Origin of the sequence: Curtobacterium sp. 260 (assembly GCF_030803485.1) — a bacterium.
Lineage (GTDB): Bacteria > Actinomycetota > Actinomycetes > Actinomycetales > Microbacteriaceae > Curtobacterium.
This window is the reverse complement of sequence record NZ_JAURUY010000004.1, coordinates 212,077-236,716: the sequence shown is the minus strand read 5'-3', so window position 1 is coordinate 236,716 and position 24,640 is coordinate 212,077. Positions and strand designations below refer to the sequence as shown.

Genomic DNA, 24,640 nt, shown 5'->3' with positions numbered 1-24,640 from the left:
CTACGGCGCGAGGCTCGGCGTCGTCCCCGTGCCGGTGAGGTCGGGCAGCGTCACGCCTGCGGGTACCAGCAGCGCCGCGGCGACCGCCCAGAGGAGCACGAGCGTGCCGACGCCGCCGAGCACCGCCCCGAGGAGCGCCACCGGTCGCTGCCACGTCGCCGCGGGGGTCCGGAGGGCCGTCACCGACAGCGCGAGTGCGAGCACCCCGAGGACCAGTCCGGTCGCGTGCACCGTCGCCGGCGCCGTGAACCACCAGGCGGCGAGGGCGAGGGCGGCGACACCGGTCACCGCGCCGAGCACGGCTGCCGGGGTCGCCCCGATCGCGGTGCGGCTGCGGTCGCGGGACGCCCGACGGTCGGCCTGGAGGCCCTGCTCACCGTCGTCGTGCCCGCCCACCTCGGCGTCGGTGCCGGTGCGAGCCGCGGCAGGTCCCGACCGGCGACCCCGCCGGTAGGGCGCGGACACACCGCCAGCGACCGGGGAACCGGCTGCAGACGGCCCGGCCGCTGCGGTGGGTGCGGCAGCCGCTGCCGTGGGCACGGCGGCCGCCGGCGTGGACACGGCGGCAGGGCCGCCCGGGAAGACCGACGGTGCCTGGACGGTGGGTGCGGCGGGCGCTGCGATGACGGCGTCGAAGCCGGACGGCGCGGGGTCGACGACGGTCGGCCGCGGTGCCTGCTGCCGGGCGAAGCGCGCCGGCGTGCGGTACCCGATCGGTCCGGAGGGCTCGGGTTCCGCGCCCTCGACCAGGACGTGCTCGAGTCCGGGGACCGAGAAGCGGGGCTGTCCGACGACGGGGGCGGCGGGAGCGGGGGGCTGCACCGGTGCCGGTGCCGGGGCCTGGGCGCTGTGCGTCGGGTCGACCGGCGGAGTGAGGGGGCCGCCCGACTCGGCGGCGTCGACGGGGGACACCGGCAGGGGTGCGGTGTCGAACGGCGGCACCTGCACCGCGGGCGAGGTCGGGGCCGGCGGGAGCAGGTGCTCCTGCGGCGGGTAGTCGGGCACGACGACGTCGACGGCGGGCAGCACGTCGGTCGGGTCCTGCGGCAGCGTCGGACCCGCCGCACCCGGCGTCCCGGGGGCGACCACGGGGACGGCCGCGACCGCGTCGAGGACGGGTGCCTGCGGGGCAGGGGCGAGTGGTGCCTCCCGGCCGACGGCGGTGTCCTCGGGGGGTGCGACGACCCACGCAGGGACCGCTCGACGCGGCCGGTCTCGGTCCGGCATGCGGTGCGACGCCACTCGTGCTCCCTCGCTCTTCTGATCCATCGTCATTTCTATCCGCGTGCATGGACCGCTGCGCAGCCCCAGTTCCGGGGTCGCGCAGTCCACTTCGCGCAGGACACCTCGCGGCCGGGGCTCGCGAGACGCAACGAAGGCGGCTCCGCGCCGAGCTGTACCGCTGCGGGGAACCGCCTTCGTGGCGTGTTGCGGAGGTGGGGGCTACATGTCGCGGTAGCGCTCCGCCTCGGCGAGCTTCCCCCGGAGCTCGTCGGCGGTGTACCGCGTGACGTACCCGGGGGTGTCGCGCTGGATGCGCCAGCCCTCGGCGAGGGGGCCCGCGTCGACCACGTCGAACCCGAAGTCGTCGATCAGGTCGGAGACGACCCGCTTGGCGTCGGCGTCGTCGCCCGCGACCACCAGGGCGCGGCGGTCGGGGGTGCCGGCGGGGGTGGCCTCGTCGGTCAGCGCCGTGGCGGCGATGTGGTTGAACGCCTTGACGACCCGGGCACCGCGCAGGTGGTCCTGCAGGAGCTCGGCGGTGGTCGTCGTCTCCTCGTCGAGGGACGCGATGTGGCCGTCGCGCTGCGGGTAGTAGTTGTTGGTGTCGATGACGACCTTGCCGACCAGGGGCTCGACCGGGATCGTCTCGATCGCCGCGAGCGGGGTGGTCACGACGACGATGTCGCCCGCTGCTGCCGCCTCGTCGCGGGTGGCCGCGCGGGCGTGCTCGCCGAGCTCCGAGACCAGGTCCTGCAGGGTCTCGGGGCCGCGCGAGTTGGCGATCACGACCTCGTGGCCGTGCTGCACGGCGAGGCGCGCGAGCTGGGATCCGATGTTGCCTGCTCCGATGATGCCGATCGTTGTCATGCGGTCGTGCAACGCGGGGCACCGAGCAGTGCATTCCCACCGGCGGTCGCCCCGGGCCGTCGTCGCCGTGCGGCCGCTGCCCGTCGGGTGCATGATGGCGCCATGGCCCACGAGTTCCGCGACGAAGCCGACCGCGACCGCTACGCGATGTACGTCGACGGCGAGCTCGTGAGCGTGCTCGACTACCGGGCCGCGGAGGACGCCGTGTCGTTCCCGCACACGTACACGGTCCCGAGCCACCGCGGGCACGGCTACGCGGCGGAGCTCGTCGCGCACGCCGTCGCCGACGTCGAGGCGAGGACCACGAAGCGCATCGTGCCGATGTGCTGGTTCGTCGGCAAGTGGTTCGACGAACACCCCGAGAAGGCCGACCTGCTCAGCCGCGGCACCGCGGACTGACCCACCCCACGCTCCGGCCGCAGCGTCGCGGCCGCACCCGAGCACCCGGAGGCACCGTGCCCACGATCACCCCGTTCCTCTGGTTCGACGACCAGGCCGAACAGGCCGCCACGACCTACACGTCGCTCTTCCCGGACAGTCGGGTCGACAGCGTCGCCCGGACGCCGGACGGCACCGCCCTCGTCGTCGAGTTCACGCTCCTCGGACAGCCCTACCGGGCGATGAACGGTGGCCCGGGGCACCCGCACACCGACGCCGTGTCCTTCCAGGTCGACGTCGACACGCAGGACGAGCTCGACCGGGTGTGGGACGCGCTCCTCGCCGACGGCGGCCGACCGCTCGCGTGCGGGTGGCTGCACGACCGCTGGGGTCTGACGTGGCAGGTGACCCCGTCGATGATGGGCGACCTGATGACCGGCGGCGGTGACCCCGAGGCCAACGCCCGGGTGTTCAAGGCGATGCAGGACATGGTCAAGCTCGACATCCCCGCGCTGCAGGCCGCAGCCGCCGGTCGCTGAGGGGGAGCAGCCCGTGACCGCCGGTAGGGTGGCGGCACCCACCAGCGCCGAGCACCCGGCGCACGCAGTGACAGGCTGGAGAACGCGATGAGCAGCCCGAGCTCGGCGGTCCGTGACGGCGGACGCCCCGACGACGAGGTCCGCAACGGCGACATCGGACGCGCCTACACCGAACTCGCCCGCATCACGCGACGTGCGAGCATCCGGGCGCGCGGCGACGACCTCGTGCTCAGCGTCGTCGACCAGTCCCTCGTCGACTTCGTCGTGCAGCACCCCGGGTGCATGGCGATCGACATCGCCCGGTACCTGCGGCTCAACCGCTCGACGATCTCGCGGCAGCTGTCCGGCCTGCTCGCGGCGGGGCTCGTGCGGACCACCGACGGCGGCTCCGGCAACGCGAAGCCCCTCGAGGCGACCGACGCCGGCCGTGCCGCCCTCGACCGCTCGGTGCGCCTGCACCGCGACGCGCTCGAGGAACGACTCGCCGACTGGTCGGACGACGACATCGCGCTCCTCGCCGGGCTGCTCGAACGACTCGGCGCCGCCGACGAGGCCGGTCTGCCGATGCCCGCCCGCGCGACGCCGGACGGCCACGCCGGTACGGACGGTCCCGACGCCCCGTGACCACCTCGTTCGTCCTGCTCTCCGACACCCACCTGCCGAAGCGCGCGAAGGACCTGCCGGCTGGGCTCTGGGCGGACGTCGACGCGGCGGACCTCGTCGTGCACGCGGGGGACTGGGTCGACCTCGCCACCCTCGACGCCGTGCAGGGTCGGTCCCGTCGGTTCGAGGGCGTCCGCGGCAACAACGACGGCCCCGAGTTCGACGACCGGCTGCCGCTGGTGGCCCGCTTCACGGTGGAGGACCTCCGCTTCGCCCTGGTGCACGAGACCGGTGCGGCGACGGGACGCGAGCGCCGGGCGGACGCCGCGTACCCGGACACCGACGTGCTCGTGTTCGGACACTCGCACATCCCGTGGGACTCGGTCGCGCCGTCGGGGATGCGCCTGCTCAACCCCGGGTCGCCGACGGACCGCCGCAGGCAGCCCGACTTCACGTGGATGCGGGGCACGGTGGACGGGCGTGCGCTGACGGTCGAGACGGTCCGGCTGCCGCCGGCGGCGCGCTGACGCGACCGCACGACCACCGGACGGGCGAGTCGGCAGACGGAGGATGCACCGGCCGGGAGGCACGGCTCGGGTCCGCCCCGAGCCTCCCGTCCGTCCCGTGCCGCGTGCGACGGCCGTGGTCCGGTCAGTCGCGCTGCGCCGGCGGGTCCGCCGGGGCCGACGGGTCCTCCAGGATCGCCGGTTCCGGCGGGTCCGCCGCGTCCGCGGGGTCGACCCGAGCCGACGGGTCCACCTGTCCCGTCGGCATCCGGAAGAACGCTAGCTCCCACTCGGTCGACCGTCGGTGCGCCCGCGCCATCCGCCCCCGCTCGGACGGGTCCGCGGCGGCCGCGAGCGCCTCGACGCGCGCGGTCGCCTCGGCACTCGCCGCAGCGAACGCCGGGTCGCCGTACGCGCCGAGCCAGTCCGCGAAGGGGTGTCCCTCCGGGGCGCGGCCGAGCTGCGTGCCGACCCAGGCGTAGACCCGGAAGCACGGCAGCACGGCGGCGGCGAGCACCCCGACCGACCCGCTGTCGGCCGCGGCCTGCAGGTGGGCGAGGTACCCGGCGCACGTCGGGTGGACCGGGTCGTCGGCGTGCGTGCCCGCCAGGCGGCGGTGGTGCAGGTCGCGTGCCTCGTCGGCGCAGCCCGCGGCGGCCGAGGCCCAGAACGCCGCGGGGTCGCCGTCCGTGGTGGCGGCCAGCCGTCGCAGGTGCTGCTCGTAGGCCCGCAGGTAGTGGACGTCCTGCGCGAGGTACCGGGCGAACACGTCCCCGTCGAGCGTGCCGTCACGCAGGCCCTCCAGGAAGGAGCACGAGAGCGTCCGGTCGAGGGTCTCGGCGACGTCCGCCCACCACCGGTCCGTCCAGGTCGTCGGGGGGAGCGCGGCACGGGTGAGCGCACCGTGGTCGACCGGTCCGTTGCCCGTCCCGACCCGGAGCGCGTCGGCGCCACGGAGTGCGGCGGTGAGCCACGTCTTCGCCCCGCCGACCGCGAGCTCCCAGTCGCCGTCCCGTGCGGCGAGCGTCGCGATCGCGCTCGACAGGGAGCACCCCGTTCCGTGCGTGTTGGTCGTCGCGATGCGCGGGCCCCGGAAGGTGCGGGCGGAGCCGTCGGGCCGGACGAGCACGTCGTCGGCGGTCGGCCCCGTGTCGTGCCCGCCCTTCGCGAGCACCAGGACGTCCCACCGACGGGCCACGAGCCGTGCGGCTTCGAGGGGCGTCGGTGCGGTGCCCCCGGCGAGCGCGACGAGGTCGGTCAGCTCCGCGCGGTTCGGGGTCACGAGGTCGGCGAGCGCGAGCAGGTCGCCCATCGCGGCGGTCGCCTGCCGGTCGAGCAGCCGGTCGCCGCTCGTGGCCACCATCACCGGGTCCACGACGACCACGGGCGGGCGGTGGTCGCGGAGCCAGTCCGTGACCGTACGGACGACGTCGACGGTGCCGAGCAGCCCGACCTTGACGGCGTCGACCACCACGTCGTCCGACACGGCGTCGAGCTGCTCGCGGAGGAACCCGACGTCGGGCACGTGCACCGACCGCACGCCGTGGGTGTTCTGCGCGACCAGGGCCGTCACGACGCCCATGCCGTAGCCGTCGTGCGCCGTGATCGCCTTGAGGTCCGCGTGGAGTCCGGCGCCGCCCGTCGGGTCGGTGCCCGCGATGCTGAGGACCCGCGGCACGTGCGGCCGCCCCGGCACCGGCACCGGCGGCACCGGCGGCGACGTCGAGCCCACGGCGGGCTCGGCGGCGGTCACGACCCGCTCCAGGCGCGGAGGTACGCCGCCGCTGCCGCGTGCGGGTCGGCGGCGGCGCAGATCCCGGACACCACCGCGACACCGGCGACACCGGCCGCACGCAGCGGCGCGACGTCGTCCAGGGTCACGCCGCCGATCGCGACGCACGGGACCCCGAGCGGGCGCGCCGCACCGGTGATCCGGGCGACGCCGTCCACGCCGAGCGCCGGCGGGTGGTCCGGCTTCGTCGAGGTCGGGTGGACGACACCGACGCCGAGCAGGTCGACGGTGCCGCGGGGCAGCTCCGCGAGGGCCGCCAGGTGGGCCGGGGTGTTCGCGGTGAGGCCCACGTGGGCGTCCGGGCCGAGGAGCGCGCGGGCGGCCGCGACGGGCAGGTCCGACTGGCCGAGGTGCACGCCCGCGACCCGGTGTCCGGCACGTCGGGCGGCGAGCGCGACGTCCGTCCGGTCGTCCACCACGACGGTCGCGCGGTCCCCGACGGCGTCGGCCGCCGCGGCGGTGAGGGCGAGGAGGTCGCGGACCGGTGCCTGCTTGTCGCGCACCTGCACGAGCCGCACCCCGGCGTCGACCGCGGCACGGACGACGCCGAGCACGCCCCTGCCGTGCCGGTCGACGAGCACGGGGTCGGTGACCAGGTAGACGCCCAGGTCCGTCGGGGCGCTCACGGTCGGACCACCGTCGGCGCTGCAGCGGACCCCGGGATCGTCGGTGGTGCGGACTCCGTGGTGATGCGCGCCACCCGGAGGACGTCCTCGGGGGTCAGCGTCGCCAGCCGGTCGAGGAACAGCGGCTGGAAGGTCCCCGGGCCGCCGGCGTCACGCGCGGCGAGCTCGGCGGCGACCGTGTGCACCACCGTCCCGGCGACGGCTGCTGCGCCCGGGTCGTCCGGGACCACCGCCGCGAAGGCGGCGACCACCGCGCCGAGCGCGCACCCGCCCCCGGTGATGCGGGTCAGCAGCGGCGACCCGTTCGCGACCCGCACCACGCCGGTACCCGGCGCGACCAGCAGGTCGACGGGACCGGACACGGCCACGGCGCCCACGAGCCTCCCGTCCGACGCCCGGAGCGCTGCCGCCCGCGCCTCGTCCGTGCCGGCGGTGCTGTCGACCCCGCGGCCGCCGTCGGCGTCGCCGAGCAGGGCGAGGATCTCCGACGCGTTCCCGCGCAGCACGGTCGGCCGGAGCGCGAGGAGCTCGCGGGCGAGGGCGGTGCGGACCGGCAGCGCGCCGACCGCGACGGGGTCCAGGACCCACGGTGTGCCGACGTCGACGGCCGCGGATGCCGCCTCGACCGACGCCGCGCGCGGCTCCGGGTGCGGGGTGCCGGTGTTGACGAGCAGGGCGTCGGCGACGCGGGCGAACGGACCGGCCTCGGTGGTGACGTCGATCATCGCCGCGGAGGCGCCGAGGGCGAGCAGGACGTTCGCCGTGACGTTCTGCACCACGGTGTTCGTGATGCACTGCACCAGGGGGCTGCGGGCGCGCACCTCCTCGAGCAGCGTGGCGGTGCGGTCGGCCCAGTCCGGGGACGGGGAGCCGGCGGGTCCGGGTACGGGCGCAGCAGTGTGCATGGACGATCCCTTCGCGAGTACGAGCTCGAGCAGGTTCGACGGGTGTGATCTCAGCCGCTCGGTGCGGCACCCCGTGTCTCGGACGACACCGTACACGACGTCCGACGACCTCCTCCGGGCACTCCGGGGGTGCGGTGTGCCAGTGTTGACGGGTGCCTGACGTGACCCCTCCCGGACCGCCGCCCGGACCCCGCGACCCCGGCGACGCGTGGGCCGTCGGACCGGACGGCACCAAGGCCTGGGGACGCTTCGGCGCGGCCGGCCTGCTCGTCGACGACGGTGCCGGACGGGTGCTCCTGCAGCACCGCGTGGAGTGGAGCCACCACGGCGGCACGTGGGGGATCCCCGGTGGTGCACGCCACCAGGACGAGGACGCCGTCACCGCCGCGCTCCGGGAGTCCGCGGAGGAGGCCGGGGTGCCCGAGGACGGCATCGACCTGCGGCACGCCGCCGTGCTCGACCTGGGCTTCTGGACCTACACGACCGTCGTCGGTCGCGCCCGCCGCCCGTTCGAGCCGGTGATCGCGGACCGCGAGAGCCTCGCGCTGTCGTGGGTCCCCGTCGCCGAGGTCGACGCGCTGCCGCTGCACCCGGGCTTCGGTGCCTCGTGGCCGGCGCTGCGCGGCGCGATCGAGACGGTCCCGCACGTGGTGGTGGACGCGGCGAACGTCGTCGGCAGCGTGCCGGACGGCTGGTGGAAGGACCGTGCGGGCGCGGCGGAGCGGCTGCTGTCGTCCGTGGCGGCGCTCGCCGGACGGGGCGTGGGCGCGGGGGAGCTCGGGTTGCCCTTCGCCCGCTGGTGGCCGCGGTGGACGGTGGTGCTCGAGGGCGAGGCGCGGGCGGCCGGCGCGGGTGCCGGTGCTGCGGGCACGGCGGCGGGTGCCGTCGGTGCCGGCGACCTCGGCGGTGCGGCCGACTCGGTCGGGGTCGTCCGCGCCGAGGGCTCCGGCGACGACGCGATCGTCGAGGCTGCCCGGTCGGCGCTCGGCGACGGACACGCACCGGTCGTCGTCGTCACGGCGGACCGGGAGCTCCGCACCCGGGTCGAGGCCCTGGGCGCCGAGGTCCGCGGCCCCGGCTGGTTCCGCGAGCAGTAGCCCGCCGCCGCTGCATCGGTCCGCTGCTGCGTCGGTCCGGTGCGGCGTCAGCCCTCCGGCACGTACCGCTTCGACGACACCAGCAGCGCCACCCACGACACCACCCCGAGCCCGACCACGACGGCCAGGATCACCGACACCGGGACCCCGGCACCGCCCGCGATCGCCGCGATGACCGCCGGCGCCAGGAACCCGCTGTACGCCACCGCGTAGAACGCTCCCGTCAGGCCGGCGAGGTCGCGCGACCCGGCGATCCGCTGGACCTCGAGCAACGAGGACACGAGCGCGGTCCCCATCCCGACGCCGATCACCACGTTCGCCGCGAGCCCGACCCACACCGACTGCAGCTCCACCGCCAGGAGCACGACCCCGATCCCGACGGTCATCACGGCGACGGCGGTGACGAGCCCGCGCGCCGAGGACACCGAGTGCACGCGCTTGGCGAGCGGCTGCACCGCGCTCGAGACCCCGAGGGCGACGACGGTCGCGGCGGTCGCGAACACCAGGCCCCACGGACCGGTCGCTCCCGCGAGCCGGGTCGGCAGGTACCCGTAGCCGATCGCAGCGGACCCGAAGATCCACGGTGCCGCGACGACGACCACCCGCGTGAAGCGTCGGTGCCCGGCACTCGGGATCGCGAGCTGCCGCCACCACGGACCGGCGAGGCCACCGTTCACCGCGGTCTCCGGCGCTCGCCACACGACGAGGGCGAACGGTGCCGCGACGCAGATGTGCACGAGGAACGGCAGGACCTCGGGCACCGGCCCCCACTGCGCGATCCCACCGGCGACGAGGGCACCGATCCCGGATCCCAGCGTGAAGGCCAGCGACGCGCGCCGTGCCCCGGAGCCGGCATCGGCCGAGGGGTCGTGGCGGCCCTGCGAGAGCTCCTTCACCCAGCTGTTGCCGACCGCCATCGCGATGCCGACCGTGATGCCGGAGAACAGCCGGCCGGCCGCGAGGAAGCCGGGTCCGAACGGCCCGAGTGCCAGGAGTCCGCTGCCGACGACGGCCGCGGCGATGCCGACGAGCATGAGCGGCTTCCGCCCGTGCCGGTCCGAGAGCGACCCGGCGACGAGCAGCGCGGGTGCGAGCCCGAGGACGTAGACCCCGAGGAAGACGTTGACGAGCACGGACGTGTAGTGCGACCGCTCCTCGTACATGAGCAGCAGCGGCGAGAACTGGTTGCCGCCCCACGAGCACACGAAGACCGCGCCCCAGACCATCGCCCACGGGGCCACCCGGCTGGCCGGCACCGGCACGGAGCCGGTGGTCGGGACGCTCCCGGTCGCGCCGCTCACAGCGCGCCCCGGTGGGACGCGACGTGCGCTCGGAGGACCGCCGCGTACCGCTCGGCGTCCCCGTCGTCGAGGGCCGCGGCGAGCGCCCGGTGCTCGTCGAGCGACGCCTGCAACTGCTCCGGTCGCACGCGCATCAGCTGGTGCCGCAGCCGCTGCTGCCGGTCGCCGAGTGTCCGCGCGAAGCGGACGGCGATCGCGTTCCGCGACGCCGCGACGACGGCGCCGTGGAACGCCGCGTCCCGCTCGACGAAGCGGTCGACGTCCCCGGCGGCCACCGCCGCCTCCTGCTCCGCCAGCTCGGCCTGGAGGAGCGGTGCCAGTTCCGGCACGCGGCCGTCGGTGACGACGCGGGTCGCCGCGGTCGACTCGATCGCCTCACGCACCTCGAGCACGTCCGCCGCCTCGTTCGGGGACATCGGGCGCACGACGGCGCCCCGGCGGGCGCCGAGCAGGATGAGGTCCTCGGCCGCCAGGCGCAGGAACGCCTCGTGCACGGGTGTCCGCGAGACGCCGATCTCCCGGCAGAGCACGTTCTCGCTGATCGCCGTGCCGCCCGGCAGGTCGCCGCGGATGATCGCCCGCTTGACGTGCTCGTACGCCCGTCCTGCGGCGGAGACCTCGGTGCTGGTGTCGCTCACGGCAGCCGATCCTACGCCTTGCATGCAAGCTTGCACACGTTGTGGAGCGAGATCGTCACGCGGCCGTCGTGACCGGATCGAGACATCGCCCACCCGGCGTCGCTACGCTGACCCTCACGTCAACGGAGACGTACCGATCAGGAGGTCACGATGGAGCGTGTCACCAGAGCCGACGACCGTGTGCACCGCCCTGCGGGGCCCTGGACACCGACGGTGCACCGGCTGCTCGCGCACCTGCACGAGCAGGGCTTCGTCGCGGCACCCGAACCGATCGCCGTCGGGGACGCCCTCGAGACGGTGAGCTTCGTGCCGGGCACGGCGGGCAACTACCCCTGGAGCACCGAGATCGCGAGCGAGGCGGCCCTCGTCACGTCCGCGCGACTGCTGCGCCAGTACCACGACGTCGCGGCGACCTACCCGCGGGACGACGCGGTCGACGTCTGGTCGCAGGCCGAACGGCTGCCGGTCGAGACGATCGTGCACGGTGACTTCGCGCCGTACAACTGCGTGTACGACGGCATCGCCGCGGTCGGGCTCATCGACTTCGACACCGCGCACCCCGGTCCGCGCGTCTGGGACGTCGCGAGCGCGGTCTACCGCTTCGCGCCGTTCACCACCGGTCTCGTCGAGGGCAGTTCGGCGCCGGGACTCGACGAACGCCTCGACCGCGCGGCGGAGTTCTGCCGCGCCTACGGGCTCGACGACCGTTCCCGCGGGGTGCTCGTCGAGACGATCACGGCCTCGCTCGTCGCCCTCGTCACGACGATGGAGACCGAGGCCGCCGCGGGGAACCCGAAGTTCCTCAGCGACCTCGAGCACGGGCACGCCGACCTGTACCGGGCCGACGTGGCGTGGATCGAGTCCCACGCGGACCTGATCCGCGCGGCCGTCACCGCCGACTGACGTCCGCGCGGACGAGCTGCGCGGCGCACCGGCGTCGGTGCGGGACACCGCCGTGCGCGTGAGACGCCGGCCTCGGTGCGAGACGCCGCTGTGCACGCGAGACGCCGGCGTCGGTGCCGGACGCCGCAGAGCCGTCGAGACGCCGCCGGATCCCGCGGCGTCTCGCGCAGACGCCGTCGTCTCGCCGGCGCGGGGGCGCGCGTCGGACCGCGGCGTCCCACGCAGACGCCGGCGTCCCGGGGCGCGACGCGCGCGTCGGACGTGCACCGGGCCTCCCGGCAGCTCCCAGCCCGCACGCGGCGGACTCCGATGCTCCAGCGGGTAGTGTCGCAGGGCCATGACCGACAGCCCGGCCGACGCCACCCCGTACGAGGTCCTCGGCGTCCCCGCGACCGCCGACGACGACGCGCTCCGCCGTGCGTACCGTCGTGCCGCCCGCGAGACCCACCCCGACCTCGGTGGTGACGCCCGGCGCTTCCGCCAGGTGCAGATCGCGTGGGAGCGCATCGGGACCCCTGCTGCCCGCCGGGCGTACGACGCGGGCTCCCGCGCGTCGACCCCCAGCGCGGCGTCCGGTCCGTCCGGGTCCTCGGTCTGGTCACACGACGGCGAGGGGTTCGCGCCCCCGACGGCTCGGCGCGACTCCCGGCCGCGGGCGCGCTCGTACGGGCACCCGGGTGGTCGTTCCCGCGAGGTCTTCCTGCAGGCCGAACGCGAGTGGGTCGGCCTCGGCGACCCCGTCGAGGACCCGTACGACCCGGCGCTGGTCCGCTCCGCGCCGCGGCACATCCGCCGACTGCTCGCCGAGGCCCTCGCGGAGGAGGCGACGGCGTCGATCATCGCGGAGATGGGCATCGGCGTGACCGTGTGGCACGACCTCGACGCCGGTGCCGAGGGCAAGCTCGACCACGCCGTGCTGACCCCGAGCGGACTCTGGGCCGTCGAGTCGATCGACTGGGGCGCTCCCGTGCGCATCGAGCACGGTGACATCGCCGGCGAGACCCTGGCGCCGGGCGAGCGTCCGGTCAAGGAGCTCGTGCGGGCGGCCCGAGCGGTGCAGAAGCAGACCCGCGTGAAGTTCACCGGACGGCTGATGGTCGTGCCGGACTCCGCCGTCGACGAGGACGTTCAGGTCGTCGGGTCGGCGCGCAAGCCCACCGCGCTCGTGGTCCGTCGCAGCGCCCTCGGTCAGGTCCTGAACGGGGTGTTCTCCCCGGAGGGCTCGGTCGACGTGTTCGACGTCCGCGACCGCCTGCAGCAGACCGTCCGCTTCGTCTGACGGCGGCGCGACCCCCGGTCGCGTCAGTGGCCGCGGAGCTTCTCGAGGTCGCGGCGCTCCCGCTTGCTCGGACGACCGGCGCCTCGGTCCCGGGTCGGGACGAACCCGACTTCCTCGCGAGGGAGCCGGGGCGGAGTCCGGTCCTCGAAGTGCTTCGCCGCCTCGGTCGCGCTCGTCCGCTTGAGGATGATGCCCCGCACGACGACGATGCGGTCGAACCCGTGCTGACGGACCCGCACCTCGTCCCCGGGAGCGACCGGTTGCGCCGGCTTCGCACGTTCCCCGTTCACGCGGACGTGGCCGGCCTTGCACGCACTGGTCGCGGCGGACCGGGTCTTCGTGATCCGCACCGCCCAGATCCAGCTGTCGACGCGCGCCTTCTCCATCCCACCACCCTAGGCGGCGCAGCCCTGCGAGCAGCCCGCGCCGGGGACCCGAGCGGGCCGACACCCGAGCCGTGCGACCGGGCCCTACGCTCGACGGGTGCAGGAACCGCGGCAGCAGGACCCCGACGGCCGGGCACCGAACGAGCAGGACGCCCTCGCCCGGGCGCTGGCGCTCGGCGTGCTGCGTGCGGCGTCCCTCGGCGAGCGGCTCGTCGTGCGGGCACGGGTCGGGGACGGCGCTCGCGACGCCCTCGGCACCCTGTCCGCACGGACCGTCGACACGGTGACGATCGAGACGCGACGGGGGCCCGTCGACGTCCCGCTCGCTGACGTGGTCGCGGCGAAGCACGTGCCCCCGCCGCCGACGCCGCGGACGCGCCGCCCGTGAAGGGCCCCGCAAAGCAGCCCCGCGACGCAGCCCGACAACGCAGCCGGCGACGCATCCCGGCGACGCAGCCGAGGACGCAGCCCCACCCCTCGCCCGTCGGCGAGCAGGCTCCGCCCGCGCGGCGCACCGGCGAGCCGTCGCCGTCCCCGCAGCCGTCGCCACGTAGCCTCGACCCATGGCCGTCCCCGTCCCGCTCGGTACCGAGGACCGAACCTCCCGCCTGACGCTCCGCCGCCCTGACCGCTGGCACCGCGAGGACTCCCCGCAGGCCGACCTCCGGCTGACCGGTGACGACGTCGTCCTGACCGTCCGGTCCCGCCCCTCGGAGCGCACCGTCGCCGAGGAGCACACCAGCCTGCTCGAACGCCTGCCCGGGTCGGTCGAGGGCCTGCGGCTCATCGGCTGCGACCCGTGGACGACCGCGGGCGCCCCGGCACGCCTGGTCGAGTACGTCCGCCCCGACGAGGACGGCGACGTCGCGGGCGCCCACCTGCTCTTCGTGACCGGTCGGCACCGGGTCGACCTGACCGTCGAGCGGCCGCTCACCCGGATGCTCACGACCGACGACCTGGTCTCGACCGTGCTCGAGTCGGTCCGTGCCACCGAGCCAGCACCCTCCCGCCCGCAGCGCGAGCTCGAGGCCCTGCCGGTCGCGGCGCCGGTCCCGCAGCTCGACGGGACGCACCTCGGTCCCGACGCGCTCACGACCCTGCGCAGCCTGGCAGGACGCCGGTGGGACCCGATGCTCCTGCGCTCGCCCGCCGGTCGCGAGCTCGTGCAGACGGGGCTCGTCGGCCGCCTCGGGACGCTCCCCGAGACCACCCAGGAGCTCCTCGCGCCGTGGGCCGACGACACCCGGCCGGTCACCCTCGAACAGCGCCTGCCCGACGGGCGGACCACGCGCCTCCAGGCCTGGTCGGAGACCGTCGTGGACGGGACGGACGAGACGGGCGGCACCGTGGCCCGGCTGCCGGTCGAGCGCGTGGTCGCGCTGGCGGCCGGGAGGCTCGGCATCCGCCCGTCGTGGACCTTCCCCTTCCGCACGGGGTCGCTCCACGCGGACCTGCTGGCCCGCAGGACGGGTGCGGCCGACACCGCGCCGGACCTGCCGGTGGCCGTCGCCGAGGCCGACCCGCGGCTCGCGCGCTTCTGGGCCGCGCCGTGGACGGTCTCGTCGATCCGTCGCCCGGGCCGACCGGCCCCCGTCGTCGTCGTGCACGCCGAGGGCATCGGCTTCGCCCGGGTCGGACGCACGGAGGCCGGGGAGACGGCCTTCCGGTCCGACTCCCCGGCGAACGTGTACCGGTCCGTGGTGCGCGCGCTGCTCGGCTGAGACCGCTGCCGCTGCCGCTGCCGCTGCCGCTGCCGCTCGCGCGGCGCCCTCGCTAGGCGGCGGGGCCTGCGGTCAGGGTCACCGTCACGGTGTGCGCCGTGCCCGATGCATCGGTGTAGCCGACCTGCACCCGGTCACCGACGGCATGCGAGCGGATCGCGGACGTCAGCGCGTCGTTGCTCGTGACCGCCGTGCCGTCGAGGCTCGTGATGGTGTCGCCGGCGACCAGTCCCGCTGCTGCGGCGCCCGAACCGTCGACCGTCCCGGCGACCGGCACACCCGCGGTGGTCTGCGTCGTCGCGGTCGAGCCGACCTCGACGCCGAGGAACGCCGGCAGGCCGATGGTGACGGTGTCCGAGGACTCCCCGGCGAGGATCTTGTCCGCGATGGCCTTCGCGGTCGTGATCGGGATCGCGTACCCGGTGACCTCGGCGGAGCCCGACGACGCCGCGGTGGCCATGCCGACCACCTCGCCCTCGCTGTCCAGGACCGGACCGCCGGAGTCGCCGGGGACGATCTGCGCGGCGACCTCGATCAGGCCCTGCAACGACTCCGTGCCCGTGCCGGACTCGCTCTGCACCTGGATGTCCTGGTCGAGGGCGGTGACCGTGCCCGCGGCGGCGACGAGGTTGCCCGTGCCCTCCGCGTTGCCGACGTCGGTCACCGCGTCACCCGTCGACGGTTCGCCGTCGTCGTCGAGCGTCACCGTGGACAGGCCGGACGCGTCCTGCAGCTTGAGCACGGCCACGTCGTGCGTGGCATCGGTGCCGACGACCTCGGCCCGGTACTGCTTGCCGGTCGTCTCGTCGGTGACCGCGATGCTCGTGGCGCCCTGCACCACGTGGTTGTTCGTCAGGACGAAGCCGTCCGAGGTGAGGACCATGCCGGTGCCCGCGGCCTGCGACGAGGTGTCGTAGTTCATCACGGTGTCGATCGTCACGACGCCCTTCGTCTGGGCCGCGGTCGCCGGGGTCGCGGCGGTCTGCGTGCCCGTGCCCGTGCCGGTACCGCTGCCGCTGCCGCTGCCGCTGCCGCTGCCGCTGCCGCTGCCGCTGCTGCCGTCGCTGCCCGAGCCGTTCCCGTACCCGGGCACGGTGAAGCCGTTCGTCCCGCCGCTCGTGCCGGAGCCACCGCCCGGCAGCGTCGTGGTGCCCTGCGACTGGCTCGACGTGGTCGTGGTGCCCTGCGAGGACAGGCCGAGCGCCGTCCCACCGGCCGCGCCGATGATCGCCAGCGCCGCGACGCCCGAGCCGATGACGAGTCCGAGCCGCCGGGGGCGCTTCGCGCCGGGGTGGTTCGCTGCCGCCGCGCCCGAGGTCCAGCCCCAGGGGGTGCTGCCGGCCGTCGCGCCTGCTGCCGCCGTGCTCGTGCTCGCGGTACCGGGACGCGGGTCCGTGGGACCGCCGAGGGCCGCGCTGCCGAGCAGGTACGGGCCGCGACCGTCCGGGGTGTAGGCGTACGGCCCCGAGCCGTCGGTGCCGTACAGCCACGGGCCGCTGCCGTCGAAGGCGTACGCCGGGCGGAGGGCGTCGCGGTCGGCGTGCGGGGCCTCCCAGCCGGGACGGTCGGTCGCGCGCTGGTCGTCGGCGGGGTTCTCGTTCATGGGTGCTCTCCGGTCGTCCCTCGACCACCCGAGGGGTGGCGGTTCGTTCCTCGACGACCCGGTCGGGCGTCGACGGAGACCAGTACAGGAGCCGAACCCATGACGACCCTATGAACGGACCCTGCGCCGGCTCCGGGCTTCCTCGGGGGCCGCCGAACGAGGGGCGGGATTAGGCTTGCCGCACTTCCCATGCGCGCGTCCTCACCCGTCACCCCTGCAGTCCGGCCCCGCCCGGCACCCGCCTCGCGGTCCCGTCTCGTCGGGGCAGCGCTGCTCGCCGTCGCCGTCCTCGTGGTGGCCGTCGCGCTCTCCGTGGCGTTCGGCTCGCGCCCGATCCCGCTCGGCACCGTCCTCGACGTCGTCCTGCACCCGCACCGGGACGACGAGGTGGGACTCATCGTGCTCGGCAACCGCGTCCCGCGCACCGTCGTGGGGCTGCTCGCCGGCGCCGCGCTCGGGGTGGCCGGCGCCGTGATGCAGGGCGTGACCCGCAACCCGCTGGCCGACCCGAGCATCCTCGGCATCAACGCCGGAGCAGCCCTCGCCGTGGTCGTCGGGATCGCGGTGTTCGGCATCAGCGGGACCGCCGCGTACCTGCCCTTCGCCTTCGTCGGGGCCGGGCTCGCGGCGCTGCTCGTCTACGGCATCGCGGCCGTCGCCCGGCGGGGCCTGTCGCCGGTGGGCCTCGCGCTCGCCGGAGCGGTCGTCGCCGCCGCCCTGTCGTCGGTCACCACGGCGGTCCTCGTGTCGAGCCAGAGCCTGCTCGACCAGCTGCGCTTCTGGCAGGTCGGGGCGCTCGCCGGCAAGGACCTCGGCACCGCCGGCGTCGTGGCCGTCCCCGTGCTCGTCGGACTCGTCGTGGCCGCCGGCCTGGGGCGCTCCCTGAACACCCTCGCGCTCGGGGACGAGCTCGCCGCGTCGCTCGGGCAGCGGGTCGTGCTCGTCCGCGTCGTCGGCGGTGTCGTGACGGTCCTGCTCGCGGGGTCCGCGGTGGCAGCCGCCGGACCGATCGCGTTCGTCGGCCTCGCCGTCCCGCACGCCGTCCGCCGACTGAGCGGGCCCGACCAGCGCTGGACGATCCTCCTGTCCGCCCTCGTCGCACCCGCCCTCCTGCTCGTCGCCGACGTGATCGGGCGGGTGGTCGCGTACCCGGGGGAGCTGCAGGTCGGCATCGTGACCGCGCTCATCGGCGCGCCGGTGTTCATCTGGCTCGTCCGGTCGCGGGTGGTGACCGGCCTATGACCGCGGTCCGTCGCGAGCTCGCCGTCCTCGGCGCGGTGCTCGTGCTCCTGGTCGCCCTCGTGCTCGTCGGGCTCGGAGTGGGGGAGATCCCGCTCTCGCCGCTGCAGGTCGCCGGCGCCCTGGTCGGACACGGCGACACCGTGTCGGACTTCGTGGTCGGGCAGCTCCGCGGCCCCCGGGTCGCCGGTGCCGTGCTGGTCGGTGCCGCGCTGGGCGCCGCCGGCGGCATCGTGCAGAGCGTCGTCCGCAACCCGATCGCGAGCCCCGACGTCATCGGCATCACCTCGGGCGCGAGTGCCTCGGGGCTGACCGCGATCGTGCTCTTCGGGGCGAGCGGCGGTGTGCTCTTCGGGTCCGTCGTCGTCGGCGCCCTGCTCGTGTCGGTCGTCATCGCCGCGCTCTCCTGGCGTCGAGGGATCACCGGCAACCGCGTCGTCCTGGTCGGCATCGGGGTGGCGGCGATCTGCCTCAGCATCACCGGCTGGATGCTGACCGCGGGCACCGTCCAGCAGGCGGGCACCGCGCTCCTCTGGCTCTCCGGTAGCCTGAACGCGGTGGACCGCACCCTCGTCGGCATCCTCGCGGTCGCCGTCGTCCTGCTCCTGGCCGCTGCGCTCGCGCAGTCCCGCCGGCTGACGGTCCTCGCGCTCGGGGACGAGGTGGCCGCCGCCCTCGGACTCCGGCCCGACCGCGCGAAGTCGCTCCTGCTCCTCACCGCCGTCGGCCTCACCGCGGGAGCGGTCGCGACGGCGGGCCCGGTCGCCTTCGTCGCGCTGATGGCGGCACCGATCGGGCGCCGCCTCGTCGGCAACGGGAGGGTCGCGCTCGGCGTCGTCGCGGCCGTCGGCGCGGTCGTCACGCTCGCGAGCGACCTGCTGGCGCAGTTCGCGATCCCCGGCAACGCCCTGCCGGTCGGTGTGGTCACGGGCGTGGTCGGGGCGCCGTACCTGCTCTGGCTCCTCGCACGCGGGCGGTAGGCGCGGTACCCGGCCCTGCCGGGCGTGCCTGGTCGGTCCGGGCATGCCTGGTCGGCTCGGGCGTACTTGGTCGATCCGGGCGTACCTGGTCGTCCTGATCCACCAGGTACGCCCGTTCCCGCAAGGCATCCCACCCGTTCTGGGAAGGAACGGGCGCACGGAACGGGTGTCGGGGATCGACGCATGCACGGACGGACGGGAGGCGCGGTGCGGGCCGGCACCGCGCCTCCCGTCCGTCGCATGGTCGCGCTGGCGGCCCTGGCGGCCCTGGCGGCCCTGGCGGCCCTGGTGGCGCTGGTGGCGCTGGTGACCCGGGGCGCTGCCGGCCGAAGCGGCGGGGCGTGCCCCCCCGTGCGGGAAACCGCGCGCGGTCCCGCGATGCCGCACCGCGCTGCGTGATGCCGCACACAACCGCCCTGGCCCCCCGTTCGGGTGTCGGCGGCCTCCGGGATCTCTCGTACCGTCGTCCCGACCGACCGGACCCCCGACAGCGCCCGACCCGACGGAGCGCTGGTCCGGAAGGAACGAAGGACTGCCATGCCCGATCCGTCTGCCGGCGCACCGACGCGCCGTCGTCAGTGGGGTGCCGAGCGCCGGACCCGTCCGCTCGACACCCTGCACGCACGCCCCTCCGACCGGAAGCTCGTCTCCGGTCGCGTGGCGATCATCCTGACCGTCGCCTTCTGGCTGGCGTACGTCGTCTACACCGTGATCCGCCAGTTCCTCGACTACGGCACCGAGAGCTTCCGCTTCACCACCGAGGCGATCTCGTACCTCGTCGTCGTCACCTTCCTGACCTTCTCCGCGCTCATGCACCTGGTGGCCCGCCAGGGTGCGATGGAGCGGTTCGCGAGCCACGTGCTGGTCCCGCGCGCCGAGCTCGACCGACACTTCGCCTCCGGCCACGAGGCGCCGATGACCGTCCTCGTCCCGAGCTACGCCGAGGAGCCGGACGTCGTCGCGACCACGCTCTGGTCGGCAGCGCTCCAGGAGTACCCGTCCCTGCGCGTCGTCCTGCTCGTCGACGACGCGCCGTTCCCGACCGACCCGGCGACGCTCGACAAGCTGGAGCGCACGCGCGCGGTCGCGGACCGCATCCAGGCGCAGCTCGAGGTCCCCTCGCGCCGGTTCCAGGAAGCGCTCTTCTCGGCCGAGGTCGAAGCGGACGCTGCACCGTTCGCCAGCACGCACGCGCTCCGGACCCTCGTCGAGCACCACCGCTGGGCCGACGCGTGGCTCCGCCGGAACGCCCGGGAGCACGAGGTCGCCGACCACGTCGACCGGTTCTTCCACGACCAGGTGCTCGTCGGGCTCGCCGACGAGTTCCGGCTGACCGCCGAGGCCCTCGAAGCGGCCATCGCCGACGCCGTCGCCCTCGGTCAGGACTTCAGCGAGGTGACCTCGGCGCGGGCGCTCGAGCTGCAGCGCCGTCTCGCCTGGACCTTCACCGCGGAGCTGACCACGTTCGAGCGGAAGCGGTACGTGAACCTCTCCGACGAGGCCAACAAGGCGATGAACCTCAACGCCTACATCGGACTCATGGGCGGGGCGTACGCGTTCGACGAGACCGCGTCCGGAACCGTCCTGCGCACCGTGGACGACGCCGACGCGGCCGACCTCGTGGTCCCGGCGTCGGACTACCTCCTGACGCTCGACGCCGACTCCGTCCTGCTCCGCGACTACTGCCTGCGCCTGGTCTACTTCCTCGAGCAGCCGGAGAACGCCCGGGTCGCCGTGACGCAGACCCCGTACTCGTCCTTCCGCGGCGCTGCCACGCGCATCGAGCGGCTCGCGGGGGCCACCACCGACATCCAGCACATCCTCCACCAGGGGATGTCCCGGTACGACGCGACGTTCTGGGTCGGGGCGAACGCCGTCATCCGCACCCAGGCGCTCCGTGACATCGAGGAGGTCGAGACCGTCGGCGGCTTCGAGGTGAAGCGCTACGTCCAGGACCGCACCGTGATCGAGGACACCGAGTCGAGCGTCGACCTCGGCATGCACGGCTGGACGCTCGTCAACTACCCGGAGCGGCTCTCGTACAGCGCCACGCCGCCGGACTTCGGGTCGCTCGTCGTCCAGCGCCGCCGCTGGGCGAACGGCGGCCTCCTCATCCTGCCGAAGTACGTCCGCCAGGTCCGTGAGCGCCGGGCACGAGGCGAGCGGGTCGGTCTCGTCGAGATGGCGCTGCGCGTCAACTACATGGCGTCGATCACCTGGGCGTCGTTCGGGCTCGTCTTCCTGCTCGCGTACCCGTACGACTCGCGGCTGCTCAGCCCGATGGTGCTGCTCGCAGCGCTGCCCTACTTCTGGCTGCTGTCGAGCGACCTGCGGTACTGCGGCTACAAGCGCACGGACGTCTTCCGCATCTACGGCTTCAACCTCATCCTCACGCCGGTGAACGTCGCGGGCGTGCTCAAGAGCATCCAGCAGGCCCTGACGGCGAAGAAGATCCCGTTCGCGCGGACGCCCAAGGTGCGGGACCGCACCGCCTCGCCGGCGCTCTACGTCCTCGCGCCCTACGCGATCGTCGCCTTCTCGGTCTTCACCTTCGTCCGCGACTACGGTGCGCAGAACTGGGGGAACGCGGTCTTCGCCGCCTTCAACGCACTCCTCGCCACCTACGCGATCGTCGCCTACATCGGCGTGTGGAACTCCGTGGTCGACGTCTGGCTGTGGGCCACGCGCTGGATGTACTACGACCCGTCGGCGCGCGCAGCCCGTCGTGCTGCTCGTCGTACCGCTCGTGCGGCCGCCCGTGCCGACCGTCGGCGCGGACGTCGTCGCGGCGGCGTCCGCCCGGTCCCGGAGCCCGTCCTCGAGGACTGGCACGCGGTCCTGTACTTCGGACACGGCGGCGGCAACCTCCCCGTCCGGCACGACGCCGACGTCGTCGGGGCGGCGGGCGCAGGTGGCAGCGCGTCTGCCCAGACCGACGCGACCGGCCCGCGCCAGGAACGGAGCGCAGCCTGATGTCGACGACGAGACGACTCTCCCCGGTCCGGGTCACCATCGCGGTCGTGGTCGCCGCCGCCGTCGCCGTGGCCGGGTACGCCGGCTTCGACCGCTGGCACTCGGCGCAGGCGACCGAACGGCAACCAGCGTGGTTCGCCGCCTACACCGACGTCACCGCGACCCCGGTCTTCGCGTTCGAGGACGTCAAGTCGGCCAAGGGACGCAACGTCATGCTGTCCTTCGTCGTCGCCGACCACGACGACGCCTGCTCGCCGACCTGGGGCTCGTACTACTCGCTGCAGGGTGCGGCGGACCAGCTCGACCTCGACCGCCGTGTCGCCCGTCTGCAGCAGCAGCACGGCGAGGTCGGGGTGTCGTTCGGCGGCCTGGCGAACGACGAGCTCGCCACCACCTGCACGAAGACGTCGGCCCTGCTGGGTGCCTACCGGCAGGTCGTGCAGCGCTACGACCTGTCGACCGTCGACTTCGACGTCGAGGGCGACGACCTCACGAACCGCGCTGCGGGGGAACGGCGTGCGAAGGCGGTGGCGGCGCTCCAGGACGAGCGTCGGGCCGCCGGTCACCCGCTCGCGGTGTGGCTCACCCTGCCGGCCGCGCCCTCGGGGCTGACGACTGACGGGACCACCGCGGTCGCGCAGTTCCTCGCCGCCGGCGTGGACCTCGCCGGGGTGAACGCGATGACGATGGACTACGGCGAGGCCAAGGGGTCGAGCCAGAGCATGTACTCGGCATCGGTGCAGGCGCTGCAGGAGGTCCAGCGACAGCTCGGTGTCCTGTACCAGCGCGCGGGCACGCCCCTCGGTGACGGCACCCTCTGGCACAAGGTCGGGGCGACGCCCATGATCGGGCAGAACGACGTCCGTGACGAGGTGTTCTCGCTCAGCGATGCCCGGAAGCTCAACGCCTGGGCGCGCGACCGCGGGCTGGGGCGCATGTCGATGTGGTCGCTCAACCGGGACACCACGTGTGGGTCGAACTACGTGAACCTGTCGACCGTCTCCAACTCGTGCTCCGGCGTCGACCAGGACGGACTGCTCTTCGCCGACGTGCTCGGCAAGGGGTTCGGCGGCGGGATCGTCGCGGCAGCCTCCGACGTCACCGAGGCCGAGCCCTCCGCCACCGAGCAGCCCACCGACGACCCGAAGACCAGTCCCTACCCGGTCTGGGACCAGGACGCGTCCTACCTCGAGGGCACGAAGGTGGTGTGGCACCGCAACGTCTACGAGGCGAAGTGGTGGACGTCGGGCGACCTGCCGGACGATCCGGTGCTCAGCGCGTACGAGACGCCGTGGCAGATCATCGGTCCGGTCCTGCCGGGGGAGAAGCCCGTGGAACCGCTGACCCTGCCCGACGGGACCTACGCCGCGTGGTCGGGGACGAAGCAGTACGACACGGGCGCCCGCGTCCTGTTCCACGGCATCCCGTACCAGTCGAAGTGGTGGAACACCGGCGACAGCCCCGAGGCGTCCACGAGCGACCCGGACGGGTCGCCCTGGGTCCGTCTGAAGGATGCCGAGGTGCGTCGGATCCTCGACGGGCTCGCCTCGGGCGAGCCGGCGCCGACCGCCACCGCGACGGCGACGCCGGCACCGTGACGACGCACCTCGTGATCCGGTCCGGCCTGGAGGCACGGTGCGGGTCCGCCCCGTGCCTCCCGTCCGTCGGCTGGATCACGGCGGTGTGTTCGCTGTGCGCGTGCTCCTGAGTTCTCCCCAGCCCCGTTCGGGGCTCCCGCGAGGTCACCCGTTTCCGATACGCTGGTGCGCCAAGAGGAGGAGGTCCACGATGCCAGAGCCAGTGGTCCCGCAGCCGGGTGGTCAGAAGACTCCGGAACAGCGGCTGGTCGACACGACCCTGACCTTCAGCATGGACATGGGAGCGGCCCTGACAGCCGAGTCCGGTGTCTCGACCGAGGAGCGCGAGGCGATCAACGCCCTGCCCTCGGGTTCGGCGTTGCTGGTGGTCCGGCGTGGTCCGAACGTCGGCGCGCGGTTCCTCCTCGACTCCGACGTCACGACGGCCGGTCGGCACCCCGCTGCCGACATCTTCCTCGACGACGTGACGGTGTCGCGGAAGCACGCGCAGTTCCTCCGCCACGGCACGGCCTTCAGCGTCAAGGACAACGGGTCGCTGAACGGCACCTACTTCGACGGCGTACGCATCGACGAGGCACTCCTCGCCGACGGCGCCGAGGTGCAGGTTGGCAAGTTCCGCCTCACGTTCTACGCATCCCGGGTCGACCTGGCGCGCCTGGCGACCGCGTAGTGGCTGCGCGGTCCGCCGCAGCCCGGGCCGGTGCTGCGGTACCGGACCTGCTCACCATCGGGCAGGTCATCGCCCGGTTGAAGCCCGAGTTCCCCGACCTGTCGAGCTCGAAGCTCCGCTTCCTCGAGGAACGCGAGCTCGTCACGCCGATCCGCACCGCCAGCGGGTACCGGAAGTTCTCGGCGGCCGACGTCGAGCGGCTCCGGATCGTGCTCGGTCTGCAGCGTGACCACTACCTGCCGCTCAAGGTCATCAAGGACTACCTCGCCGATCTCGACGCGGGGCGCGAGCCCGTCCTGCCCGGCGGCGGTGACGCCCCGAGACCGTCGATTCTCGGCCGCGAGCGTCGGTACACGCGGGACGAGACCGTCCGCGCTGCAGGTGCCTCGCCGATGCTGCTGACCGACGCGGTCTCGGCGTCGCTGCTGCCCGCGGCCGACACCTACGGCGACGACGCCGTGGCGGTGCTCAAGGCCCTCGTCGAACTGCAGCGCACCGGCATCGAGCCGCGGCATCTGCGCACCATGCGCGGTGTCGTCGAGCGCGAGGTCGGCCTGATCGAGTCGGCCCTCATGCCGGTGTCCCGCCGGGGCGACGCCACCTCGCGGGCCAAGGCGACGGAGCTCGCGCGCGAGATCGCCGGACAGCTCGAGGTCGTCCGGTCGAACCTGATCCGCACGGCGATCGGCCGACTCGACGCATGACCGGCGATCGGTCGGCGTCCGGAGCGGGGCTGCGCCCTGTCGACCGTCGGTGGTCGGGGCGTATCCTCGACACGCCGGACGCGCCGGTGCGGATGTGCCGGGCAGACC

24 protein-coding genes and 1 riboswitch are annotated in these 24,640 nt (G+C 74.5%); of the genes, 15 read left to right on the top strand and 9 right to left on the bottom strand.

All coding sequences use genetic code 11. The annotated features are described in order from the left end of the window. Together J2X59_RS07475 and J2X59_RS07470 are read right to left on the bottom strand one after the other, a co-directional pair. Complete coding sequence (locus tag J2X59_RS07475; protein WP_326496233.1) at positions 1 to 1,269, bottom strand: hypothetical protein; 1,269 nt, start codon at positions 1,267 to 1,269, stop codon at positions 1 to 3. Between the two features lie 174 nt (positions 1,270 to 1,443). Next, positions 1,444 to 2,184 (bottom strand): NADPH-dependent F420 reductase, encoded by a 741-nt coding sequence (locus J2X59_RS07470; protein ID WP_326496232.1) that lies wholly within the window; start codon positions 2,182 to 2,184, stop codon positions 1,444 to 1,446. Positions 2,185 to 2,193: 9 nt separating this feature from the next. On the opposite strand from J2X59_RS07470, the gene J2X59_RS07465 reads away from it, so the two are divergent. The 4 genes from J2X59_RS07465 (at position 2,194) to J2X59_RS07450 (ending at position 4,138) form a co-directional block, all read left to right on the top strand. Further along, on the top strand, positions 2,194 to 2,490 hold the full coding sequence (locus J2X59_RS07465; protein ID WP_066653669.1) for a GNAT family N-acetyltransferase: 297 nt from the start codon (positions 2,194 to 2,196) through the stop codon (positions 2,488 to 2,490). Between the two features lie 56 nt (positions 2,491 to 2,546). Beyond that, a complete protein-coding gene (locus J2X59_RS07460; protein WP_251160143.1) occupies positions 2,547 to 3,008 on the top strand; it encodes a VOC family protein in 462 nt (153 codons plus the stop codon). 87 nt (positions 3,009 to 3,095) lie between these two features. After that, complete coding sequence (locus J2X59_RS07455; RefSeq protein ID WP_066653673.1) at positions 3,096 to 3,632, top strand: MarR family winged helix-turn-helix transcriptional regulator; 537 nt, start codon at positions 3,096 to 3,098, stop codon at positions 3,630 to 3,632. Then, positions 3,629 to 4,138 (top strand): metallophosphoesterase family protein, encoded by a 510-nt coding sequence (locus tag J2X59_RS07450; RefSeq protein ID WP_066653676.1) that lies wholly within the window; start codon positions 3,629 to 3,631, stop codon positions 4,136 to 4,138. Before J2X59_RS07455 ends, J2X59_RS07450 begins: the two co-directional genes overlap by 4 nt. Positions 4,139 to 4,262: 124 nt before the next feature. On the opposite strand, the gene thiD is transcribed toward J2X59_RS07450, so the two are convergent. From thiD to thiM, 3 genes are all read right to left on the bottom strand, one after another. Then, positions 4,263 to 5,870: a bifunctional hydroxymethylpyrimidine kinase/phosphomethylpyrimidine kinase gene (gene thiD / locus J2X59_RS07445; RefSeq protein ID WP_326496231.1), complete on the bottom strand. Its 1,608-nt coding sequence runs from the start codon at positions 5,868 to 5,870 to the stop codon at positions 4,263 to 4,265. Continuing rightward, the gene (gene thiE, locus J2X59_RS07440; protein ID WP_326496230.1) at positions 5,867 to 6,535 is read right to left on the bottom strand and encodes a thiamine phosphate synthase; all 669 of its coding nucleotides are present in this window, start codon (positions 6,533 to 6,535) and stop codon (positions 5,867 to 5,869) included. The genes thiD and thiE overlap by 4 nt, the downstream gene beginning before the upstream one ends. Next, positions 6,532 to 7,440: a hydroxyethylthiazole kinase gene (thiM, locus tag J2X59_RS07435; protein WP_326496229.1), complete on the bottom strand. Its 909-nt coding sequence runs from the start codon at positions 7,438 to 7,440 to the stop codon at positions 6,532 to 6,534. Before thiM ends, thiE begins: the two co-directional genes overlap by 4 nt. After that, a riboswitch (TPP riboswitch) is annotated at positions 7,429 to 7,524 on the bottom strand. It overlaps the preceding gene by 12 nt. A gap of 68 nt (positions 7,525 to 7,592) precedes the next feature. On the opposite strand from thiM, the gene J2X59_RS07430 reads away from it, so the two are divergent. Further along, on the top strand, positions 7,593 to 8,537 hold the full coding sequence (locus tag J2X59_RS07430) for an NUDIX domain-containing protein (protein ID WP_251160138.1): 945 nt from the start codon (positions 7,593 to 7,595) through the stop codon (positions 8,535 to 8,537). A gap of 47 nt (positions 8,538 to 8,584) precedes the next feature. On the opposite strand, the gene J2X59_RS07425 is transcribed toward J2X59_RS07430, so the two are convergent. After that, on the bottom strand, positions 8,585 to 9,838 hold the full coding sequence (locus J2X59_RS07425) for an MFS transporter (protein ID WP_326496228.1): 1,254 nt from the start codon (positions 9,836 to 9,838) through the stop codon (positions 8,585 to 8,587). Further along, positions 9,835 to 10,476 carry a GntR family transcriptional regulator gene (locus tag J2X59_RS07420; RefSeq protein ID WP_066653683.1) on the bottom strand — a complete coding sequence of 214 codons (642 nt, stop codon included), beginning with the start codon at positions 10,474 to 10,476 and terminating at the stop codon, positions 9,835 to 9,837. Before J2X59_RS07420 ends, J2X59_RS07425 begins: the two co-directional genes overlap by 4 nt. 150 nt (positions 10,477 to 10,626) lie before the next feature. On the opposite strand from J2X59_RS07420, the gene J2X59_RS07415 reads away from it, so the two are divergent. Then, on the top strand, positions 10,627 to 11,379 hold the full coding sequence (locus tag J2X59_RS07415) for a phosphotransferase enzyme family protein (RefSeq protein ID WP_081984784.1): 753 nt from the start codon (positions 10,627 to 10,629) through the stop codon (positions 11,377 to 11,379). Positions 11,380 to 11,716: 337 nt separating this feature from the next. Then, positions 11,717 to 12,658, top strand: coding sequence for a J domain-containing protein (locus tag J2X59_RS07410; RefSeq protein ID WP_326496227.1), 942 nt, complete (start codon positions 11,717 to 11,719; stop codon positions 12,656 to 12,658). Positions 12,659 to 12,681: 23 nt separating this feature from the next. On the opposite strand, the gene J2X59_RS07405 is transcribed toward J2X59_RS07410, so the two are convergent. Next, complete coding sequence (locus tag J2X59_RS07405; protein WP_326496226.1) at positions 12,682 to 13,044, bottom strand: RNA-binding S4 domain-containing protein; 363 nt, start codon at positions 13,042 to 13,044, stop codon at positions 12,682 to 12,684. A 97-nt stretch (positions 13,045 to 13,141) separates the two neighbouring features. Between J2X59_RS07405 and J2X59_RS07400 the strand changes: the two genes are divergently transcribed. Both J2X59_RS07400 and J2X59_RS07395 read left to right on the top strand, forming a co-directional pair. Then, complete coding sequence (locus tag J2X59_RS07400; RefSeq protein ID WP_326496225.1) at positions 13,142 to 13,432, top strand: hypothetical protein; 291 nt, start codon at positions 13,142 to 13,144, stop codon at positions 13,430 to 13,432. A 175-nt stretch (positions 13,433 to 13,607) separates the two neighbouring features. Continuing rightward, on the top strand, positions 13,608 to 14,765 hold the full coding sequence (locus J2X59_RS07395; RefSeq protein ID WP_326496224.1) for a hypothetical protein: 1,158 nt from the start codon (positions 13,608 to 13,610) through the stop codon (positions 14,763 to 14,765). A gap of 52 nt (positions 14,766 to 14,817) precedes the next feature. Here J2X59_RS07395 and J2X59_RS07390 read toward each other — a convergent pair whose 3' ends face one another. Then, a complete protein-coding gene (locus tag J2X59_RS07390; RefSeq protein WP_326496223.1) occupies positions 14,818 to 16,368 on the bottom strand; it encodes a S1C family serine protease in 1,551 nt (516 codons plus the stop codon). Positions 16,369 to 16,557: 189 nt separating this feature from the next. Here J2X59_RS07390 and J2X59_RS07385 point away from each other — a divergent pair, with 189 nt between their 5' ends. The 6 genes from J2X59_RS07385 (at position 16,558) to ftsR (ending at position 24,532) form a co-directional block, all read left to right on the top strand. Continuing rightward, the gene (locus J2X59_RS07385; RefSeq protein ID WP_326496222.1) at positions 16,558 to 17,610 is read left to right on the top strand and encodes a FecCD family ABC transporter permease; all 1,053 of its coding nucleotides are present in this window, start codon (positions 16,558 to 16,560) and stop codon (positions 17,608 to 17,610) included. After that, positions 17,607 to 18,587 (top strand): FecCD family ABC transporter permease, encoded by a 981-nt coding sequence (locus J2X59_RS07380; protein WP_326496221.1) that lies wholly within the window; start codon positions 17,607 to 17,609, stop codon positions 18,585 to 18,587. Before J2X59_RS07385 ends, J2X59_RS07380 begins: the two co-directional genes overlap by 4 nt. Positions 18,588 to 19,124: 537 nt before the next feature. Continuing rightward, entirely contained in the window at positions 19,125 to 21,560 is a 2,436-nt protein-coding gene (locus J2X59_RS07375) for a glycosyltransferase family 2 protein (protein WP_326496220.1), read from the top strand. Then, complete coding sequence (locus tag J2X59_RS07370; protein WP_326496219.1) at positions 21,560 to 23,158, top strand: chitinase; 1,599 nt, start codon at positions 21,560 to 21,562, stop codon at positions 23,156 to 23,158. The genes J2X59_RS07375 and J2X59_RS07370 overlap by 1 nt, the downstream gene beginning before the upstream one ends. A gap of 190 nt (positions 23,159 to 23,348) precedes the next feature. Then, positions 23,349 to 23,828: an FHA domain-containing protein gene (locus tag J2X59_RS07365; RefSeq protein ID WP_326496218.1), complete on the top strand. Its 480-nt coding sequence runs from the start codon at positions 23,349 to 23,351 to the stop codon at positions 23,826 to 23,828. Beyond that, complete coding sequence (ftsR, locus tag J2X59_RS07360; RefSeq protein WP_311205281.1) at positions 23,828 to 24,532, top strand: transcriptional regulator FtsR; 705 nt, start codon at positions 23,828 to 23,830, stop codon at positions 24,530 to 24,532. Before J2X59_RS07365 ends, ftsR begins: the two co-directional genes overlap by 1 nt. Positions 24,533 to 24,640 lie beyond the last annotated feature (108 nt).

Coding starts and splice junctions, on each gene's coding strand:
- J2X59_RS07475 (WP_326496233.1), bottom strand. CDS start 1,269: ATGGATCAGAAGAGCGAGGGAGCACGAGTGGCGTCGCACCGCATGCCG.
- J2X59_RS07395 (WP_326496224.1), top strand. CDS start 13,608: ATGGCCGTCCCCGTCCCGCTCGGTACCGAGGACCGAACCTCCCGCCTG.
- J2X59_RS07380 (WP_326496221.1), top strand. CDS start 17,607: ATGACCGCGGTCCGTCGCGAGCTCGCCGTCCTCGGCGCGGTGCTCGTG.
- J2X59_RS07375 (WP_326496220.1), top strand. CDS start 19,125: ATGCCCGATCCGTCTGCCGGCGCACCGACGCGCCGTCGTCAGTGGGGT.
- J2X59_RS07390 (WP_326496223.1), bottom strand. CDS start 16,368: ATGAACGAGAACCCCGCCGACGACCAGCGCGCGACCGACCGTCCCGGC.
- J2X59_RS07410 (WP_326496227.1), top strand. CDS start 11,717: ATGACCGACAGCCCGGCCGACGCCACCCCGTACGAGGTCCTCGGCGTC.
- J2X59_RS07370 (WP_326496219.1), top strand. CDS start 21,560: ATGTCGACGACGAGACGACTCTCCCCGGTCCGGGTCACCATCGCGGTC.
- J2X59_RS07470 (WP_326496232.1), bottom strand. CDS start 2,184: ATGCACCCGACGGGCAGCGGCCGCACGGCGACGACGGCCCGGGGCGAC.
- J2X59_RS07465 (WP_066653669.1), top strand. CDS start 2,194: ATGGCCCACGAGTTCCGCGACGAAGCCGACCGCGACCGCTACGCGATG.
- J2X59_RS07365 (WP_326496218.1), top strand. CDS start 23,349: ATGCCAGAGCCAGTGGTCCCGCAGCCGGGTGGTCAGAAGACTCCGGAA.
- J2X59_RS07415 (WP_081984784.1), top strand. CDS start 10,627: ATGGAGCGTGTCACCAGAGCCGACGACCGTGTGCACCGCCCTGCGGGG.
- J2X59_RS07405 (WP_326496226.1), bottom strand. CDS start 13,044: ATGGAGAAGGCGCGCGTCGACAGCTGGATCTGGGCGGTGCGGATCACG.
- thiM (WP_326496229.1), bottom strand. CDS start 7,440: ATGCACACTGCTGCGCCCGTACCCGGACCCGCCGGCTCCCCGTCCCCG.
- J2X59_RS07455 (WP_066653673.1), top strand. CDS start 3,096: ATGAGCAGCCCGAGCTCGGCGGTCCGTGACGGCGGACGCCCCGACGAC.
- J2X59_RS07385 (WP_326496222.1), top strand. CDS start 16,558: ATGCGCGCGTCCTCACCCGTCACCCCTGCAGTCCGGCCCCGCCCGGCA.